Raw genomic sequence first — 19758 nt, 5'->3', positions numbered from 1 at the left:
GATACAAAGTAAATAATGCTTGATAAACAATGGGAATTACTAGATAAAGCTGCTCTCGAACTGAAATGCTCGATAAAATGAAAAAGCTGCTAGATAAACTTATGTGAATGCTAGATATAAAGTAAAAAATGCTTGATAAACGATATGAATTACTCGATAAAGCGGATCTCAAACTGAAATGCTCGATAAAAAGAGATAGTTGCTAGATAACTTTATGCAAATGCTCGATATAAAGTGAATAATGCTAAATAAACGATGGGAATTACTCTATAAAGCTGCTCTCGAACTGAAATGCTCGATAAAATGAGATAGCTGCTAGATAACTTTATGCGAGTGCTCGATATAAAGTGAAAAATGCTAGATAAACGATGAGAAATGCTCGATAAAGATAATCTCAAACTGAAATGCTCGATAAAATAAGAAAGCTGCTAGATAACTTTATGCAAATGCTCGATATAAAGTGAAAAACGCTAGATAAACGATGGGAAATACACGATAAATTGGAACTCTAAACTGAAATGCTCGATAAAAAGAGATAGTTACTAGATAAACCATTCAAAATGCTAGATAAATCAATAAACTTGCTCAATAACTAGATCAGCAATCAAATAGTAATAAAATTTTTTAAGGATGGACATATACTTCTTCACAGAACAAAAAAAGAGCCCTGCAGGATGCAGGACTCAAAATTATTCTTTTTCCTTGCCGTAGATGGGATCGTCTGCCCATCTTTTAGCCATTTCTTCTTTTGTATAAATTACGCGCATTGGATTTCCGCCGACAAAGGAGCCAGGAGGGACATCTTTATGCACGAGTGTGCCAGCTGATACAATGGCACCGTCCCCAATTGATACGCCTGGTAGGATTGTTGAATTAGCGCCAATCATTACTTCACTGCCAATGTCAACATGCCCGAGGCGATATTCTTTAATTAAATATTCGTGTGCCAGAATGGTCGTATTGTAGCCAATCACTGTATTGCGGCCAACGCTTATTTTTTCCGGAAACATGACATCGAGCATGACCATTAGTGCAAAAGAAGTGTGTTCGCCCACTTTCATTCGCAGAAAGGTCCGGTACAGCCAATTTTTCATCCCTAGAAAAGGTGTATATCTTGCCAGCTGAATCACGGCAAAGTTCTTGACTACTTTCCAAAAAGGGACTGTCTTGTATACATGCCAAAGAGAGTTGGCACCCTCTACCGGAAATCGCTCCGTCTTTCTCATTTTCTATCAACCTCAAGAACATCAAGCAAGTCTGCCATGTTTTCGAGCATATAATCTGGATTAAATTGAAGTAAGAATTCTTTCCCCTTCGCACTCCAAGCAACACCAGCTGTTTTCGTACCTGCATTTTTCCCGCCGAGAATATCATGGGAATTATCGCCGACCATGATCGCCTCTTCCGGCTTCGAGCCCAAAAGTTCAAGCGCTTTTAAAATCGGCTCTGGATCTGGCTTGGGGTTTTGAACATGATCCAATGCAACAACAACATCAAAGAACTGGTCCAGTTTTGTTAGCTTCAAGCCTTTTTCAACGACCATTAGTACCTTTGTTGTGACTATTCCTATTTTGATGCCTGCTTCTTTCAATGAACGGATCGTTTCAAATACCCCATTAAATTCCTTCACAAGCAAGTCATGATTGCCAAGATTAAACTCTCTATATATACGAATCATTTCCTCTACCTTTTCAGGATTAATCGACTCAAACGTTTCCGTAAGCGTTGGACCTAGAAAAGGAAGGACATCTTCCCGCTTATAACGATCAGGATAATATGTTCCTAACGTATGCAAAAAAGAGGAAATGATTAATTCATTTGTATCAATTAATGTTCCATCTAAATCGAATAAAACAGTATTAACTTGTGTGCTCATATGATGCTTCCTTTCTTTTAGCCATATCTGTACGGTTCCAAATAAATGCGACAATCAGAGTTAAGAGAATCGCGACGCCTAAGCGGATAAGTAAAAGCGGCAATACCGGGATACCCAATGGAACAAAAATCAGCGTATCCTCAACAACCGCATGGCAGGCAACTAGAAAGACAAAGGCAATCGTTACATCCTTTTTACTGACTCCATCCTCCTTCACAGCCTGGATCATGACTCCTGCCCCATAGGCAAGACCGAACAACAAACCAGCTGCAAGTGTTGTCGATGTGTTTTCTTTCATGCCGAGCATTCTTGTTACTGGAGCCATCCATTTTGAAAAAACAGCAAGCCACTTTAAATCCTTTAATATTTGAATCACAATCATAAGCGGAATGACAATGATAGCCAGTTGAAAAATACCTAAACCTGCCTTCTGCAAGGCATCTAGAAGAATAGCAAACCAGCCTGTAACTTCCTCTTCTTTGGCTGGAATCATGCCGTACTTAGCTATTTCAGATCCCCCGTGCCATACAAGATTAATCACAATCGCAGAAATGAGCGCTAGCCCCATCCTCACTGCGACACCAATCCAAAGCTTCACACCTACTTTAACGGCTACGCTTGATTCAATAAGCATATTATGGGAAAAGGAAAGCATAACTGCAACGATAAATACCTCTTTTACAGTCAAATCAAGCGTCAATATCGCCCCAATTGCCGCATAAAGATTTAAGAAGTTCCCTAAAACAAGCGGAATGGCTGTATCCCCCGACAAGCCAATTAGATTCATAAGCGGCGTGATTAACTTAATTACCCATGGCAGGATAGGCGTATGCTGCAGCAGAGCAACGATTAAGGTAACGGGAAAGATGATCTTTCCTAACGTCCAAGTCGTCTTTAAGCCAACCATGATCCCCTTTTTGGACGATTCGACCAGCATGTCTCTTCCCCTCTCTTATGTAGGTTCGCTTGTAAAATTAAACACTTTTATCTAAATAACGAACATCTGCATACCCCTTCATTCTTCTTACCACTAGAAGAATGACAGCTCCAATCACAAGAACAATAGAAATGGTTTGTGCCATTCTTAACTGCCCCTCTATTAGCCATAAACTGTCGGTCCGCATTCCTTCAATAAAGAAGCGCCCAATTGAGTACCAGATTACGTATGTGAGGAATAGTTCCCCGCGTCGTAAATTAACTCTTCTTAATAAAATGAGAATAATAAAACCAATAATATTCCATACCGATTCGTATAAAAATGTAGGTTGATAATACGTACCGTTAATGTACATTTGATTGATGATAAACTCTGGCAGATGAAGGTTTTCTAGGAATGCCCGTGTTACTTCTCCACCATGCGCTTCCTGATTCATAAAGTTTCCCCATCGTCCAATTGCCTGCCCTAAAATGATACCTGGTGCTGTAATATCAGCAATTTTCCAGAAGGAAATGCCTCTCTTTTTTGCGAAGACAACAGCAGTTATCACAGATCCAATCAATGCTCCGTGGATGGCAATGCCGCCTTCCCATATTTTAATAATCTCACCAGGGTTCTGGGCATAATAATCCCATTGAAAGATAACATAATAGATGCGGGCTGAAATTATGGCGATCGGAATAGCCCAAAGCATTAAATCTGCAAATACTTCTTTTTTAATCCCTCTTTTTTCTCCTTCTCGCATAACCAGCATTAGTGCTAAGGCAATCCCGATACCAATAATCAATCCGTACCAGCGGATATTTATTGGCCCAAGAGATATGGCGATCGGGTCAAGCGGTTGAATAATCGATTCCATAATCACTGCTCCTTTTAATCTTTCATTTTTTCTATTTTAATGCAAAAAAACGAGGATACATATAACTACTGCGAAAACTTTTTTTGCAAGTTAGCAATATTTTTTAAAATGCTGATCTTTTTGCATAGTTCACATTATATTTGCAAGATCTGCATTATATTTGCAAATCCTGCTATATTTTTGCGAAACCTTTGATTTTATTACTCGCTGTCTTCTATAACATCAGCAAGGCGGTTTGAGAATTGCTCGGCTGCATTGACTCCCATTCTTTTTAAACGGAAGTTCATAGCTGCTACTTCAATGATGACAGCAAGATTTCGGCCTGGGCGAACGGGAATTGTTAGCTTAGGCAAGTCCATATCAATAATTCTCAATTTCTCCTCGTCTAGTCCGAGTCGATCATATTGTTTGTTTTGATCCCACAGCTCTAAATCCATCACTACTGATATTCGTTTATAGCTTCTTACAGCTCCAGCACCAAATAATGTCATGACATTAATAATTCCAAGGCCACGAATCTCCAGTAAATGTTCAATCAGCTCTGGGGAGGTTCCAACGAGCGTATTTTCATCTTCCTGCCTAATTTCCACGCAATCATCAGCGACGAGACGATGCCCCCGTTTTACAAGTTCCAACGCTGTTTCACTTTTACCTACACCGCTCTTTCCCGTAATGAGTACACCAATGCCATAGACATCAACGAGCACACCATGGACAGCTGTTGTTGGAGCAAGCTTACTTTCAAGGTAGTTTGTAAGTAAACTCGAAAATCGAGTCGTCTTTTGCCTCGTTCTTAAAAGCGGCACGGACTCTCTTTCCGAGGCCACCAATAAATCATTCGGCACTTCCATCCCTCTTGAGATTATTATTGCGGGAGTTATATCCGTGCATAGACGTTCGAAGCGGTCTTGCCGGTCCATATCATTTAATCTTTCCGTAAAGGTTAGCTCTGTTTTACCAATTAACTGAATTCTTTCAGCTGGATAAAAATTAAAATATCCGGCTAGTTCAATACCAGGTCTTGATAGATCACTTGTGACAATTGGGCGATTGATTCCTTCTTCGCCGCTTATAAGTTCGAGGTCAAATTTTTCGATAATATCTTTAGTACATACTTTAGCCATTTCATTTCCTCCTTTTCAGGAAAGTGATATCTCGCTGTTTCCATTTTATTATGGCAGTTTCCCTTCATTTTAGCACTTTTTACCTCAGAACCAAATGAACCGCTTATAATTATGCCATTTTTCTATTATACATGTCCTTTTCTTCGCTTCATTTATATAGTAAAGATAACAAGTTTTTTTTGGCACCTTGACACGGCAGGAGATTTGTTTACAAATGAATATAACCTATTGAAAGGAGCGGGAAAATGAAAATTATGCTGGATGCAGGACATGGGTATTCAACAGCCGGGAAACGAAGTCCCGATGGGATGCGGGAATATGAATTCAATCGAGATGTCGTTAATTACGCAAAGGTCCTTCTTGAATCGTATCAACAGGTGACTGTCTATTTTGCTCACTCAGACAAACAGGACATTCCGCTTAAAGTACGGACAGACAAGGCAAACCGTCTAAAGGTTGATTGCTATGTATCCATTCATGCGAATGCCTTCGGCTCAAGCTGGAATGATGCAAATGGAATCGAAACATACGTCCATCCAATTAGACCGAAGAAAACAACCGAACTTGCACAAAAAATCCATCAACACTTAATCAATTCCACAGGGTTAAAGGATCGAGGTGTAAAGGAGGCTAACTTCCATGTACTAAGAGAAACAATGATGTCTGCCGTTTTGGTAGAATGCGGATTTATGACAAATCGTGAGGAAGTTAAGCAATTGCGTTCAGATAGCTTTCGAAAAACTTGTGCAGAAGCCATTGTCAAAGGAGTCGTGGATCAATTCCGTTTGAAAAGGATGGACAAGTCCTTTGAATAGCCCTTCTTCAGTACCTTCAAACGAGATATAAGTTGAATCTTTCAAATGATAAAAAAGGATGCTGACGAATTTGTGGATAAAAATGAAACTCAATCAGCATCCCCACTGTTTTTGGTTGAACCGTCATAAGAGAGATTTCTGTTCCATCCATTTCTTGAAGCAAAAGTCGAACAGCCCGTTAATCTTCAGTTTAAACTAGCTTCCCTCGCCTTTTCCTGCTCGTATAGAAAAAGCCAGCACATATCCTAGTGCTGGCTTTTTTCCAATGCTTCAATTGCTGACAATCTATTCCTTATTATCCTTTGCCGGTTCAAAGACAACCTTTTGAATGATTATGTTCGCAATTGCCATGATAACCGCAACAAGCAGTGCTGTACCAAAGCTTGCAATTTCAAAGGAACTGCCCATAATATTATCCGTAATTTGTAAAGTGATCGCATTAATGACAAATAGAAATAATCCAAGTGTCACTAAAGTGACTGGGAGCGTAAGGATTATTAATATCGGCCGAACAAGAATATTTAAGATAGACAGAATAAAGCTTGCTCCAATTGCTGCTCCAAAACTCGATACATAAAAGGATTCTTCTGAAAATCCTGCAATCGCCACAAATAGGATGGCATTAATTAAAATGCCGATCAACCATCTCATTTACTTTACACCTCTGTTCTGGCGGTGTGGATAAAGAAACCAGCACAAATTAACTTCCTGCTTCTAATGATTAGTGTTCGCTATTTCTATTGAACTAATCAATTTAGAATACCTCTGATTTAGCCTTTTTCACCTGAATGGATCCTGTTTTAGTTTCTGCCAAAATCCTTAGTGCCTGTTCAGGATTATTGAGTGATTTGAAGCGCATTACTTTTTGGATCACATCACTTTTTTCTTCCACAACTTGAATTCCTTCAAGATTCACATTAAAACCGCCAAGATTTGTTTTCAGTTCTCCTTCTACCGCTGCTGTTTGATTTGGAATTTGCAGCTCGATGCCGCCAGTCGCCGCTTTAGCATCTATAAATTCACAAACACCACCTGTGAATGCACAGAAAATATCTCCATTGAAGGATTGTAAATCAACTTTTCGATATTCGCCATCAAGGGTGATCGCTCCATTTAGCGTCTCTGCTTCAAGTTGACCCACGAAGCTCCTTTGAATTAAGATTTGCCCATTCGAAGTCTCTGCTTCGGCATAGCTCCCCTTAATATCACTAAGAGTAATCTTCCCATTTGCTGTTTTAGCTTTATAGTTTTCTGCAGTTAAATGTTCACTTTCAATCGATCCATTGAACATGCGAATTTTTATATTTTCATACTCTGTTTGTGGGATGTAAATAACGGCTTCAATTTTCATCCATTTTTGCTGGGTTGAAAACCGCAGCCTTTGACTGTCAATCATAAATACGACTTCATTTAAGAATTTTCTTCTTGCCTCATCTTGTGTCTCTACGCGATAGATCTTTGCTTGACACTCGATGCGCACATTATTTTGCTCCCATGGAAGAACCTTAACCATCCCGTTGGCGAGATCAATATCTATCTCCTTCAAGTCCACGTCTGCTTGCTCGAAAATATGTGAAATATCAATAGATTTTCCAAAATTAAAATCAAGATCAAAATCCTTAATTTTTTTATAGGCTTGATCAACAAAGTCGATAATTTTATCCTTTGCTGACTGAAATTTGTAATTAAGCGGGTCTTCCTTTTTTGCTTCCTCAAATTTAACTGTAGAAAGATCTGGGAAAAGGTCATTCTGTTTCTCATTAGCCGCTTTATTTGATTGATCCAGTCCTTCTAATAATAGTAACGCTTCCTCTACTGTCAGTTTCCCATCCTCAATCATCTTTAGTATTCTTAAACGTTCCTCTTGCATACCTATCTCCTCCAGCCGTTTTTCTTTTATATACGAAAATTGTTAATCAATGGTTTCAATTTTTAGATAAGTTTTCTTCAAAAAAAGCAGTACATATCGTACTGCTTCATAAAATTACGCATTTGTTACACTCGCTTCTTTTTCTTCTATTTCTGTTTTCATTCTTAAGCGGTCACGTTCCAAAATTGGTTTTAGATATTTTCCCGTATAGGATTCAGGTATTTCGGCAATTTTTTCTGGTGTGCCAGTCGCAACGATTGTACCACCTTTATTCCCGCCTTCTGGTCCAAGGTCAACAATAAAGTCCGCAGTCTTAATTACATCCAGATTATGTTCAATCACAAGGACAGTGTCCCCATTTTCTACGAGGCGCTGAAGAACGATGAGCAATCTGGAAATATCATCGACATGCAAGCCGGTTGTAGGCTCATCAAGAATATAAAATGATTTACCGTTTGATCGTCGGTGCAGCTCGGAAGCAAGCTTTACACGCTGGGCTTCCCCACCTGAAAGAGTTGTAGCAGGCTGTCCAAGCTTTATATATCCCAGACCAACATCATAGATTGTCTGAAGTTTACGGCTAATCTTTGGAACGTTTTCGAAAAATTCAACCGCATCCTCTACTGTCATATCTAAAATTTCCGCAATGCTTTTTCCTTTATACTTCACTTCAAGCGTTTCCCTGTTGTAGCGTTTTCCATGGCATACTTCACATGGCACATATACATCAGGCAAGAAATGCATTTCGATTTTGATAATACCGTCGCCACGGCATGCTTCACAGCGTCCGCCTTTCACATTGAAGCTAAAACGGCCCTTTTTATATCCTCGAACCTTCGCTTCATTTGTCGTTGCAAAAAGATCACGAATATCATCAAATACACCTGTATATGTGGCTGGATTCGAACGCGGTGTTCTTCCAATCGGCGACTGGTCAATATCGATGACTTTTTCTAATTGCTCAATTCCTTTAATCTCTTTATGCTCACCAGGCTTGCTTTTTGCTCTATTGAGCTTTTGTGCCAATGACTTATGCAAAATTTCATTTATAAGCGTACTTTTCCCTGAGCCTGATACTCCAGTGACAGCAATAAATGTACCTAATGGAAATTTTACGTTTACATTTTTAAGATTATTCTCTTTTGCACCTTTTATTTCTATAAAACGCCCATCATTTTTACGGCGTTCGATAGGGAGCGGAATATATTTCTTTCCTGCAAGATACTGTCCTGTTAACGAATTTGGATCTTCCATTACTTCGTTAGGTGTTCCTGCAGAAATAATTTCTCCGCCATGTACGCCTGCCCCTGGACCAATATCGATTAAATAGTCAGCAGCTAGCATCGTATCTTCATCATGCTCAACAACAATTAATGTATTTCCAATATCACGCATATTCTTAAGCGTTTCAATCAAGCGGTCATTATCCCGCTGATGGAGGCCAATGGAGGGTTCATCAAGTATATAAAGAACGCCAGTCAGTCTTGAACCAATCTGGGTTGCCAAGCGAATCCGCTGAGCTTCACCGCCTGAGAGGGTTCCTGCCGCACGGCTTAAAGTTAAATAATCCAGTCCGACATTTACTAAAAAGCCTAGACGCTCCTTGATTTCACGGAAAATAAGATTTGCTATTTTCATCTCTTTTTCCGTTAATGACAAGCTATCAAAAAATTGATGTGCTTCAGCAATTGATAGTTCCGTCACTTTACCAATATGCTGATCTGAAATAAGTACAGCAAGCGTTTCCTTTTTCAGACGATAGCCCTTACATGTTGGGCAAGCATGCTGAGCCATATACTTCTCCATTTGTTCACGAATATAGTCAGAGCTTGTTTCTTTAAATCTTCGCTCAACATTTCGTATAACACCCTCAAATTCAATCGTCGTTTCTCTTACTTGACCGAAGTCATTTTCGTAGTGAAAGAAGATTTTTTCTCCGTTTGAGCCATATAAAACCTTATCGAAGAGATGAGAAGGAATATCCTTAACAGGGATATCCATGTCGATTCCATAATGAGTGCAGACAGCCTCTAGCAACTGCGGGTAATATTGTGAGCTTGTTGGCTCCCATGGTGCAATGGCATGCTGTTTTAATGATAGGTCTCGATTCGGAATGACAAGGTCTACATCCACTTCAAGCTTAGAACCAAGCCCGTCACATTCAGGACAAGCACCGAATGGGCTATTAAAGGAAAACATTCGCGGCTCAAGTTCCCCGATTGAAAAATCGCAATGTGGGCAAGCATGATTTTCACTGAATAACAGCTCTTCCTCGCCAATTACATCGATCAGAACTTTTCCATCGCCAAGCTTTAAGGCTGTTTCCATTGAGTCTGCAAGACGTGCGGCAATGCCATCTTTGACTACAATTCGGTCTATAACTACTTCAATGGAATGCTTCTTATTCTTTTCAAGTTCAATCTCTTCTCCAAGATCGTACATCTCACCATCAATACGCACACGGACAAATCCTTGCTTCTTAACATCCTCAAGAATTTTCACATGCGTTCCTTTTCGGCCAGAAACAAGGGGTGCAAGGATTTGCAGCTTTGTCCGTTCCGGATATTCAAGAATCCGGTCAACCATTTGCTCAACTGTTTGTGATGAGATTTCAATATGATGAATTGGACAAGTTGGGCGGCCAACCCTTGCATACAAGAGCCGTAAATAATCATATATTTCTGTCACTGTTCCCACTGTTGATCGAGGGTTTCTGCTCGTTGTTTTCTGATCTATTGATATCGCCGGTGACAGCCCTTCAATTGCATCAACATCAGGCTTGTCCATTTGTCCAAGAAATTGACGAGCATAGGCGGATAAAGACTCCACATATCTGCGCTGCCCTTCCGCATAAATTGTATCGAAAGCAAGCGAGGACTTTCCAGAACCGGAAAGCCCCGTTAATACAACAAGCTTATCTCTCGGAATGGTGACATCAATATTTTTTAAATTATGGGCTCTGGCGCCTTTTACAATTAATTTTTCCATCGCCATCTGTTCGTCATCCTTCCGCTTTCAACTCTAATAATAAATCACGAAGCTCAGCTGCACGCTCGAAATTGAGTGCCTTCGCTGCTTCCTTCATTTCTTTTTCCATATTTGTGATTAGTTTTTCTCGTTCTTTCTTGCTTAACTTGCCGATTTGAGATGAAGCTTTATATTCCTCTTGCTCTTCAGCTGCATGAGTGGCACGAATGACTTCGCGAATATCCTTTTGGATCGTCTGTGGTGTGATTCCATGTTTAAGATTGTGTTCCTCCTGCATGGTACGGCGCCGTTTCGTCTCACTGAGAGCTAATTCCATTGAGTTGGTAATTTTGTCCGCATACATGATGACATGCCCATTTGCATTTCGGGCTGCACGTCCAATCGTCTGAATAAGCGAACGCTCCGAACGAAGGAAGCCTTCTTTGTCAGCATCTAAAATCGCCACTAATGAAACCTCCGGAATATCCAGCCCTTCTCTTAAAAGGTTGATTCCTACAAGAACATCGTACGTTCCAAGGCGCAGCTCACGGATAATCTCAATCCGCTCTAATGTTTTTACCTCTGAATGCAAGTATTGAACTTTAATCCCGATTTCTTTTAAATAGTCAGTCAAGTCTTCAGACATTTTTTTCGTCAATGTAGTAATGAGCACACGTTCATTGCGCTTAATTCGATCTTGGATTTCACCAATCAGGTCATCAATTTGTCCTTCAATCGGACGAACATCGATCGTTGGATCAAGCAGCCCCGTTGGACGGATAATTTGCTCAATCATTTCCGGAGTATGTTCAAGTTCGTATGGACCTGGCGTTGCTGAAACATAAACAATTTGATCAATATGTTTCTCAAACTCTGGAAACATTAACGGCCGGTTATCTAGTGCCGATGGAAGACGGAAGCCATGTTCAACGAGAACTGATTTCCTTGCCTGGTCTCCATTGTACATTCCGCGTATTTGCGGAAGCGTCACATGTGACTCATCAATGACGATAAGCAAATCTTTTGGGAAATAGTCCAGCAATGTATAGGGCGTTGAACCCGGGGGCCTTAATGTCAAATGCCTGGAATAGTTCTCAATTCCTGAACAAAAGCCCATTTCCCTCATCATTTCGAGATCATAACGTGTTCTCTGTTCTAAGCGCTGTGCTTCAAGCAGCCTGTTATTTTCACGCAAATCCACTAACCGTTCTTCCAATTCCTTTTCGATATTTTGAATGGCTACAAGCATTTTCTCCTCACGGGTAACGAAGTGAGATGCCGGGAAAATAGCGACATGATCTCTTTCGCCAATTATCTCTCCGGTCAGTGCATCAACCTCACGTATCCGTTCAATTTCATCCCCGAAAAACTCCACGCGTAAGCAATGCTCATCCTTCGAAGCAGGGAATATTTCCACCACATCGCCGCGAACACGAAATGCCCCGCGCTGAAAGTTAATGTCATTGCGTTCATATTGAATGTCCACAAGTTTTCTCAGCAATTGATTTCTTTCAATTTCCATCCCTGTGCGAAGAGACAGGACAAGTTCCCTATACTCTTCCGGTGATCCCAAACCATAAATACAGGAAACACTGGCAATGATAATGACATCCCGCCGTTCAAATAATGAGGATGTCGCAGAGTGACGGAGCTTATCAATTTCATCGTTCACACTTGAGTCTTTTTCTATAAAAGTATCAGTGGATGGAACATATGCCTCCGGCTGAAAATAATCGTAATAACTGACAAAATACTCTACCGCATTATCTGGGAAAAACTCTTTAAATTCACTGTAAAGCTGGCCAGCTAATGTTTTATTATGGGCAATAATTAACGTCGGCCGATTCACTTCTTTAATCACATTTGAAATAGTAAAAGTCTTTCCTGTTCCTGTTGCTCCTAAAAGAGTCTGATGCTTTTTTCCCGATTGAATCCCTTCAACAATTTTTCTGATTGCCTCTGGCTGATCGCCTTGTGGGGAATACTTCGAGACTAGTTTAAATTGGTCCTTCACTAAAAAGCCTCCAGTTCATTTATACTTTTCTCTATTATCAGTCAGCTTGAATGTATGAGGACTGGCTGTTGGCTGATTTGTCATTTTTTAACTTTATTCATATATAAACATTCTACCACAAAACTGTTAATGCAAACCAGCAATATGCGAACGAATATTCGTTTTATTTTTCTGTAAGTTAGTCTGGAGCAGGAAGTTTTTATCGGAAATTGGTTCCTTTTGCCGAAATATCATTAATCAAATGTTTGATTAGTTACATAGCAAATCTAATTTTTATAAAAACACACTGATTTTCTCTCGACAATTTCCCAAGAAATATGAGATATATTTACACTTAATGCTTATACATTTTTCAAATTATAGGAGAATGGGTCGAAGGATCATTAATCAAACGTTTGACTAAAATTTATAATGATTAAATGATCATAAAAATACCTGTCGAATAAGCATCGACAGGTCTGCAATATGTTTTATTCAGGATTTTTTCTGAAAGTTCTTCTTCATCCGCTGTGAGTACCAAAACCCAACAGTCAAAGAGAAGGCATCAACGACAATTAACCAGAATGAATCTGTATAGCCTTTATAAACAGAAGCGGCAATTAATGCTACCGTCAGGACAAGGGCAATCACATGATTATATGCCACCCTTGTAAAAAGCACGACAAGCAAGCCTGGAATCAGCAGGGCAGATAAAAATTTTAATCCCAATTACTACACCTTCTTTTACATATTTCGCTTATCAATAGAATAGCGTATTTTGGTAACATGCACCACCGATTTAAATGAATGATTCGATGTATGTCTCCAAATGATAACCATATAAAATCTCAGGGAGGCTTTCATACAATGGCCAGAAGAAAGCGACGTCCGCTCGTTCCAGAATCACGTCAAGCATTAGATTTATTGAAGAATCAAGTAATGAAAAACAAAGGATACCCGATCGATCAAGAAAATCCCGATCATGTCAAATATGAGGTAGCAAACGAAGTCGGTGTTCCTCTTCAAAAGGGGTATAACGGCAGTCTAACTTCAAAAGAAGCAGGGAAAGTTGGCGGAGAAATTGGCGGCAACATGGTGAAAGAGCTTGTGCGTATGGCACAAGAGCAAATGCGAAAATAACTATTCTAAAAACACAAGGCTGACTCAAAAGATTGTTGAAGTAACAATTTTTTTGAATCAGCCTATTCCATTAGATTTTTGGTCTCATAGACCTCTTCTATGAGATATATTCTTTGGATTTACCGGGGATTCTGTCCCATAGATCACTTCTATGGGACAACTCATCTGGATTTTTCGGCAATTCTGTCTCATAGATCACTTCTATGAGACAATTCATCTAGATTTTTCAGCAATTCTATCCCATAGATCTCTTCTATGGGACAATACACCTGGATTTTTCAGCAATTCTGTCCCATAGATTGCTTCTATGAGACAATTCATCTGGATTTTTCAGCAATTCTGTCCCATAGATCACTTCTATGGGACAACTCATCTGGATTTTTCAGCAATTCTATCCCGTAGATCTCTTCTATGGGACAATTCCTTTGGATTTATCCCGAGATTCTGTCCCAAAGTTCGCTTCTATGAGACAATTCATCTAGATTTTTCAGCATTTCTGTCCCATAGATCTCGTTTATGAGAATACTCAAATCTCTCTATTTGTCCTCTGCAGCTTTTCTTTCATTAAATTCATCTTTAATCGCTGTTAATAATTCAGGTTTGATTATTAATTCCAATCCGGTTAAAGCAAGTGCCTTCGCTCCAGTAATTAAAGCTTCATCTCCCTTTTTAGAAGCAGCTGCTTCTCTAAACGGAACGGTATGACCAACGAGATCATCTGAACCAATTTTAATATACGGGTGAATTGTCGGCACCACTTGGCTGACGTTCCCAGCATCTGTAGAACCAATGCCATCCTTATCATTTAAGACAACCGTTTCCCCTAATTCCTCGATGATGCTATGAAATACTTCATCAAACTTCCTATTTAATAGAAGATTATCCACTTCATTTTGGAAAGCGATGACATTAAGGGTAGCACCCGTCGCAAGTGCTGCACCTTCAGCAATAGCTTTAACCTTCTTGGTTACTTCATTTAAATGCGCTCTTGTTGCTGCACGGATAAAGAATCTTGCTTTTGCATATTCAGGAATAATATTCGGTGCATCCCCGCCGTCTGTAATAATCCCATGAATGCGGACATCATCCTTTAATTGTTGGCGCAGCGCGTTAATACCATTGAATAGCTGGATCACCGCATCAAGGGCATTAATGCCTTCGTGTGGAGCTGCTGCTGCATGTGCGGGCTTGCCAATAAATTCAAAGTCAAGTGGATCGACAGCTAATGATGTACTCGTCAGCCTTGTTTGATTAGAAGGATGAATCATTAATGCCGCGTCAATCCCTTCTAATAGCCCATGCTTTACAAAGCTTCCCTTCGCACTCCCATTCGGACCGCCTTCTTCAGCTGGAGTACCTAGTACAACCACCTCACCGCCCGTTTCATCTAAAGCCTTGCTTAATGCAATCGCTGCTCCAACACTCGTTGTTCCAATGATATTATGGCCACATGCATGACCAAGACCAGGTAGCGCATCATACTCAGCCAAAAACGCGATGGTCGGTCCTTCTAGGAATGATTTTCTACGAGCAAGGAAAGAAGTATGATGCCCAGCTACCGCCTTTTCTACCTCAAATCCTTCCTTTTCAAGAATGTCAATCAGCAGGCCTGAAGCAAAATATTCCTCATTTCCAATTTCAGGCTTTGCATGAATTTGATGACTTGTTGATAGATACAGCTCCTTATTGCTTTCTACATTCTTAATAATCGCTTCTTTTAATTCATCAATTGTTTTTAATGGCGTTGACATGGTTTGTTCCTCCCTAATTTTTGTTTTATTTGTTGTTTCTTTACCCATTGTTGCTAATTAATACATACACTTCTGCTCCAGAATGCTCGCTTTCCGCGGGGTGGACGGTGAGCACTGACGCTCCTGCAGGGGCTCACCTGTCCACGCCTCCTACAGAAGTCTTGCACATTACACTCCGACCAACAAAATCTTTTTAGTTGCTTTAAAAAGTTCCTTTACAAATACGAATTACCAGCCAATATCACTTAATGGAATAAATGTTGGAATAGAATTTCCTTTGTATTCCTTTTCGATAAATTCAGCTACGTCATCTTCTTGATAAAGCTCAGCCAATCTCTTTAGATGTTTGTTTTCCTTGTCTTCTGCTCTTGTGGCAATGATGTTGACATATGGAGTGGCTGTTGCACTCTCATGGAAAATAGAATCCTTTGTTGGGTTGAAGCCTGCGTCTACTGCAATTCCATTATTAATGATTGACGCTGCTACATCTGGCAGAACACGCGGTGTTTGTGCAGCGACCATTTCGACAATTTCAAGATTCTTTGGATTTTCGACAATTTTATCTAAAGATCCATTGCCATCATAATCGTCTGTCAGCTTAATCAAGCCAGCTTCTTCAAGGAGAAGAAGTGCTCTTCCCATATTGGATACATCATTCGGTACAGCAATTTTCCCTCCTTCAGGAATGTCATCAACAGACTTGTATTTTTCTGAATAAATCCCCATTGGTGCAAGGACTGTCGTTGCAATTGGCACTAAATCTAACTTATGTTCCTTAATAAAAGAATCAAAATATGCGACTGTTTGGAATGCATTCGCATCTAGTTCACCTTCAGCTAGAGCAATGTTCGGCTGAACATAATCGGAGAAGCTGATAATTTCTACTTCGATTCCTTCCTTCGCCGCCTTTTCTGCTACGAAGTCCCAAATGCGGTTATCTGATCCGCTAACGCCAATCTTCACCTTTACTGTTTTTTCTTTACCGCTTGTTTCGCTTGAGCATGCTGTACTAAAAACAGCTAGTGTTAAAATAATGAATGCGAGAAATAATTTTTTCATTGTTGTCATCCTCCTGTTTATCGTCTGCGAATTCGTTTTGATAATATATTGCCAAAGGTTTGCAGTCCTTGAACCATTACGACTAAGATGCCTACTGTGATCAGCATGACCATGGTATCGAAACGCTGATAGCCATATGTAATAGCTAAGTCACCAAGTCCTCCCCCGCCAACTGCTCCAGCCATCGCAGAAGCTCCTACTAAACCAATTGTTGCAATCGTAAAAGCTAATACTAAAGAGCTAAGCGCCTCTGGGATGAGGAATTTGAAAATGATTTGCGCTGGTGTTGCTCCCATCGCCTGAGCGGCTTCAAGGACACCTGGGTCCACTTCAAGCAAGGAATTTTCTATTAATCTAGCAATATATGGTCCAGCGTAAAAAACGAGTGGAACGACTGCTGCTGCTGTTCCGATAGATGTGCCTACAATCAATCTTGTTACCGGAATGATTGCCACCATTAGAATAATGAATGGCACTGACCTGAATATATTAATAATTCCGTTGATTACATTAAAGACTGGCAGATTTTGCAGCAGATGCCCCTTTCTAGTAACAACGAGTAAAATCCCTAGCGGCAAACCGAGAACAGCTGAAAATAATAGAGAAAATGCTACCATCTGAATCGTTTCAATTAGCGCTTCAATAATTTGGTCTGAATTAACTAGCATGTGCTTTCACTTCCTTTACTGTTACCTTCTCTTGGCTGATAAACATTAACGCACGATTGATTTCACTTTCAGCCCCTTGAAACTCAACGATCAAGTTCCCAAAAGGTGTGCCTTGCAGCTCGGTAATATTTCCAAAAAGAACATTGATGTGAATGTCGAATTTCTTCGCCAGCTGCGAAAGCAGCGGCTGTCCAGCTGAATTGCCGATAAAATTGATTCGAAAGATCCTTTGAAGCCCTGCATTTTCCTCAACAATTTTTCTAATAGAGTCAGGAATTTGATCATTCATCACAGAGCTGACAAAGTTTCTTGCTGTCACTGTTTTCGGTGAAGAAAAGACATTGAATACAGTCCCTTCTTCTATAATCTTTCCGGCTTCAATGACTGCAACCCGATCGCAAATTTCTCGTATGACTGCCATTTCATGCGTAATGATAAGAATTGTAATATTGTATTCTCGATTAATTTTTTTCAATAGCTCCAAGATTGAGCTTGTTGTCTGCGGATCAAGTGCAGAAGTTGCCTCATCACACAGTAGAATGGATGGCTTTGTAGCGAGTGCCCGAGCAATGCCGATCCTCTGCTTCTGCCCTCCTGATAGCTGATCAGGGTAATTATTTGCTTTATCTGACAGACCAACAAATTCCAGAAGCTCATTGACTCGTTTCTTGATTTCTTCTTTTGGCACCTTCGCTAAAATTAATGGCATGGCCACATTCGCAAACACTGTTTTAGAGTTTAGAAGATTGAAATGCTGAAAGACCATCCCAATATTTCTTTTTACCTCGCGGATTTCCTTTGCTGATAGAACGGTCAGATCATAGCCATCCACGATCACGCGGCCAGATGTAGGCTGCTCGAGCCAATTGACACAGCGGATCAGCGAGCTTTTACCCGCACCGCTAAACCCAATTACACCGAATATCTCACCTTTATTAATCGTTAAATCAATTCCATTTAGGGCCGCAACCTGCTGTCCGCCGCTGTTATACACCTTTTTCAAATTTTGAAATTCAATCATTTTGTTCTCTCTCCTCCCGGTGACTGACACCATTATCTTTAAGAATTACCTGCAGGATGTATAGGTAAACGATTGATCTTTTTGTTCAATTGCCCCAGACCCCTTATGAAAAGGAAATAAAAAATCCCTCTTCCGAAAAAACAAGAAGAGGGCATGCCTTTATTCAAAAATAAAGGTCAGGGGGTCTCTTCTTATCTCTCAAGCATTTCGCTTGCTGGATTTGGCATAGATTCCAATAACGGAATCCGCTGCCGAGGCTTCATCGGGCCAGTCCCTCTGCCTCTCTCGATAAGAATGTGTATTTTATTTTTATTATTCCAATGTGAAAACTATGTTTATCGCGTAAAAAAACTTGAATTCTTTTCTTTGCCGTTTACAACAAAAAACCTCTTCTTTAAAAGAAGAGGACAGAATTCAACGTTGCGCCTCTTCTTATCTATCAAGACATGCTTGCTGGAATTGGCACGGTGCAATAAGTCCGTTGCCGAGGTGTCATAGGGCCAGTCCCTCAACCTCTCTTGATAAGAAGTACATCAGATATTCAATTTGGTTAACTTGAAATATACTTTACAATCAAAAAAACAAAAAGTCAACTGTTATTTTAAAATTAATTTACATTGATCAATGGTACGTTTTTGTGTGTTGGGAGGCCTGTTCCGCATTTTTTATACTTACTCCTCTTGTTCCAAGGTATATTGCACCTAACACACACATGATTCCTACTAGTTGATTTAAACCAAAAGGCTCTTTTAATAATACAATCCCTATCAATGTAGCTGTTATTGGAATAAATCCTGTGAAAATCCCAGCAATATTAGCACTTACCTTCGCAACTCCTTTATACCAGAGAACGAACGAAAGTACACTTGCAGTTATCGCATAATAAACGATAAGGAGGTATACAGATAATCCTAACGCTGAGAAATTATATGTGACAGCCTCCTTAATAGAAAAAGGGAGAAATAATATAAAGCCTATGACATTAACTCCCGCTGCCATTTGGATCGGTGTCAAAACCCCAGATAGCTTTTTTGCAAAAATAGTAAATAAAGCCTCCGAAATAACAGCACCAAAAACTAGTAAATTTCCAAATAAAAATGAAGAGCTTCCTAAAGTTGAAGAGTTCGTTTGAAAGGTAATTATAGATATGCCCAATACGGCAAGACAAATAGAAATAGCCTGTGGGGAAGTTATTCTTTCTTTTAAAAAGAAAAATGACAGAAGGGCTATGACTGCCGGAACAGTACTTGTAATAATTCCTGCCGCGGTAGCTGATGTAAAACGTACCCCATACAGCATTAAAACACTAAACAAAAAGACGCCAAAAAAAGACTGCAAAATTAAATAGCCCCAATGACTTTTCTGCAGCTTAACCGCTTGCGGCCGGCTGATCAGCATCATTGGAATTAAAAAAAGTAAAGCAATCAGGAATCTTATTTCAGAAAAAAGAAAGATTGGGACTTCCTCAACAATTATTTTGCCAACTGCGACATTTGCGCCTACAAAAGCCATAGATAAGGCAAGCTGAAAATAGGCTATTTTCACTGTTCTCCCTCCTGCTTCTTTTTACATAGAACAAAAGAAAACAATACGATCCTATCCTCCATTTCCCCTCACTTTTTCTTTTTATTACAGCCCATTCCTTTGATTATAAAATGTTCATTCTATCGTGTAAATA

Annotated in this window: 17 protein-coding genes and 2 riboswitches; of the genes, 2 read left to right on the top strand and 15 right to left on the bottom strand. The window is 39.9% G+C overall.

Going from position 1 to position 19758, the window contains the following annotated elements; translation table 11 throughout:
• Nucleotides 1–689: 689 nt before the first annotated feature.
• The 5 genes from ASU02_RS10505 to hprK all read right to left on the bottom strand — a co-directional run bounded on the left by ASU02_RS10505 (nucleotide 690) and on the right by hprK (nucleotide 4796).
• Nucleotides 690–1226, bottom strand: coding sequence for an acyltransferase (locus tag ASU02_RS10505; RefSeq protein ID WP_057763375.1), 537 nt, complete (start codon nucleotides 1224–1226; stop codon nucleotides 690–692).
• Nucleotides 1223–1876, bottom strand: coding sequence for a pyrophosphatase PpaX (gene ppaX, locus ASU02_RS10500; RefSeq protein ID WP_057763374.1), 654 nt, complete (start codon nucleotides 1874–1876; stop codon nucleotides 1223–1225). Before ppaX ends, ASU02_RS10505 begins: the two co-directional genes overlap by 4 nt.
• A complete protein-coding gene (locus ASU02_RS10495; RefSeq protein WP_057763373.1) occupies nucleotides 1860–2813 on the bottom strand; it encodes a nucleoside recognition domain-containing protein in 954 nt (317 codons plus the stop codon). The genes ppaX and ASU02_RS10495 overlap by 17 nt, the downstream gene beginning before the upstream one ends.
• 37 nt (nucleotides 2814–2850) lie before the next feature.
• Nucleotides 2851–3672, bottom strand: coding sequence for a prolipoprotein diacylglyceryl transferase (gene lgt, locus ASU02_RS10490; protein ID WP_057763372.1), 822 nt, complete (start codon nucleotides 3670–3672; stop codon nucleotides 2851–2853).
• A 200-nt stretch (nucleotides 3673–3872) separates the two neighbouring features.
• Nucleotides 3873–4796 carry an HPr(Ser) kinase/phosphatase gene (hprK, locus tag ASU02_RS10485; protein ID WP_057763371.1) on the bottom strand — a complete coding sequence of 308 codons (924 nt, stop codon included), beginning with the start codon at nucleotides 4794–4796 and terminating at the stop codon, nucleotides 3873–3875.
• A 245-nt stretch (nucleotides 4797–5041) separates the two neighbouring features.
• Here hprK and ASU02_RS10480 point away from each other — a divergent pair, with 245 nt between their 5' ends.
• Nucleotides 5042–5611 carry an N-acetylmuramoyl-L-alanine amidase gene (locus ASU02_RS10480; RefSeq protein WP_057763370.1) on the top strand — a complete coding sequence of 190 codons (570 nt, stop codon included), beginning with the start codon at nucleotides 5042–5044 and terminating at the stop codon, nucleotides 5609–5611.
• Between the two features lie 285 nt (nucleotides 5612–5896).
• On the opposite strand, the gene ASU02_RS10475 is transcribed toward ASU02_RS10480, so the two are convergent.
• The 5 genes from ASU02_RS10475 to ASU02_RS10455 all read right to left on the bottom strand — a co-directional run bounded on the left by ASU02_RS10475 (nucleotide 5897) and on the right by ASU02_RS10455 (nucleotide 13170).
• Nucleotides 5897–6262, bottom strand: coding sequence for a phage holin family protein (locus ASU02_RS10475; protein ID WP_057763369.1), 366 nt, complete (start codon nucleotides 6260–6262; stop codon nucleotides 5897–5899).
• A 103-nt stretch (nucleotides 6263–6365) separates the two neighbouring features.
• Nucleotides 6366–7481 carry a DUF4097 family beta strand repeat-containing protein gene (locus ASU02_RS10470; RefSeq protein WP_057763368.1) on the bottom strand — a complete coding sequence of 372 codons (1116 nt, stop codon included), beginning with the start codon at nucleotides 7479–7481 and terminating at the stop codon, nucleotides 6366–6368.
• Between the two features lie 114 nt (nucleotides 7482–7595).
• Nucleotides 7596–10475, bottom strand: coding sequence for an excinuclease ABC subunit UvrA (uvrA, locus tag ASU02_RS10465; RefSeq protein WP_057763367.1), 2880 nt, complete (start codon nucleotides 10473–10475; stop codon nucleotides 7596–7598).
• A 7-nt stretch (nucleotides 10476–10482) separates the two neighbouring features.
• Nucleotides 10483–12462, bottom strand: a complete 1980-nt coding sequence (uvrB, locus tag ASU02_RS10460) for an excinuclease ABC subunit UvrB (protein WP_057763366.1) — start codon at nucleotides 12460–12462, stop codon at nucleotides 10483–10485.
• Nucleotides 12463–12936: 474 nt separating this feature from the next.
• Entirely contained in the window at nucleotides 12937–13170 is a 234-nt protein-coding gene (locus ASU02_RS10455; RefSeq protein ID WP_057763365.1) for a CsbA family protein, read from the bottom strand.
• A 138-nt stretch (nucleotides 13171–13308) separates the two neighbouring features.
• On the opposite strand from ASU02_RS10455, the gene ASU02_RS10450 reads away from it, so the two are divergent.
• Nucleotides 13309–13581 (top strand): alpha/beta-type small acid-soluble spore protein, encoded by a 273-nt coding sequence (locus tag ASU02_RS10450; RefSeq protein ID WP_057763364.1) that lies wholly within the window; start codon nucleotides 13309–13311, stop codon nucleotides 13579–13581.
• A gap of 536 nt (nucleotides 13582–14117) precedes the next feature.
• Here the strand turns inward: ASU02_RS10450 and ASU02_RS10445 are convergent.
• From ASU02_RS10445 to ASU02_RS10425, 5 genes are all read right to left on the bottom strand, one after another.
• On the bottom strand, nucleotides 14118–15332 hold the full coding sequence (locus ASU02_RS10445) for a M20 family metallopeptidase (protein ID WP_057763363.1): 1215 nt from the start codon (nucleotides 15330–15332) through the stop codon (nucleotides 14118–14120).
• Nucleotides 15333–15560: 228 nt separating this feature from the next.
• Nucleotides 15561–16391, bottom strand: coding sequence for a MetQ/NlpA family ABC transporter substrate-binding protein (locus ASU02_RS10440; protein WP_057763362.1), 831 nt, complete (start codon nucleotides 16389–16391; stop codon nucleotides 15561–15563).
• A 17-nt stretch (nucleotides 16392–16408) separates the two neighbouring features.
• On the bottom strand, nucleotides 16409–17059 hold the full coding sequence (locus ASU02_RS10435) for a methionine ABC transporter permease (protein ID WP_057763361.1): 651 nt from the start codon (nucleotides 17057–17059) through the stop codon (nucleotides 16409–16411).
• The gene (locus tag ASU02_RS10430) at nucleotides 17049–18080 is read right to left on the bottom strand and encodes a methionine ABC transporter ATP-binding protein (RefSeq protein ID WP_057763360.1); all 1032 of its coding nucleotides are present in this window, start codon (nucleotides 18078–18080) and stop codon (nucleotides 17049–17051) included. The genes ASU02_RS10435 and ASU02_RS10430 overlap by 11 nt, the downstream gene beginning before the upstream one ends.
• A 188-nt stretch (nucleotides 18081–18268) precedes the next feature.
• Nucleotides 18269–18375, bottom strand: a riboswitch (SAM riboswitch).
• 134 nt (nucleotides 18376–18509) lie between these two features.
• Nucleotides 18510–18608: riboswitch (SAM riboswitch) on the bottom strand.
• A gap of 93 nt (nucleotides 18609–18701) precedes the next feature.
• Nucleotides 18702–19625, bottom strand: coding sequence for a DMT family transporter (locus ASU02_RS10425; protein ID WP_082631757.1), 924 nt, complete (start codon nucleotides 19623–19625; stop codon nucleotides 18702–18704).
• Nucleotides 19626–19758 lie beyond the last annotated feature (133 nt).

Source organism: Cytobacillus praedii, assembly GCF_001439605.1.
Taxonomy (GTDB): Bacteria; Bacillota; Bacilli; order Bacillales; family Cytobacillaceae; genus Cytobacillus; species Cytobacillus praedii.
Note: the sequence above shows the minus strand (reverse complement) of the source record. Positions and strands in the feature narration are given on the sequence as shown.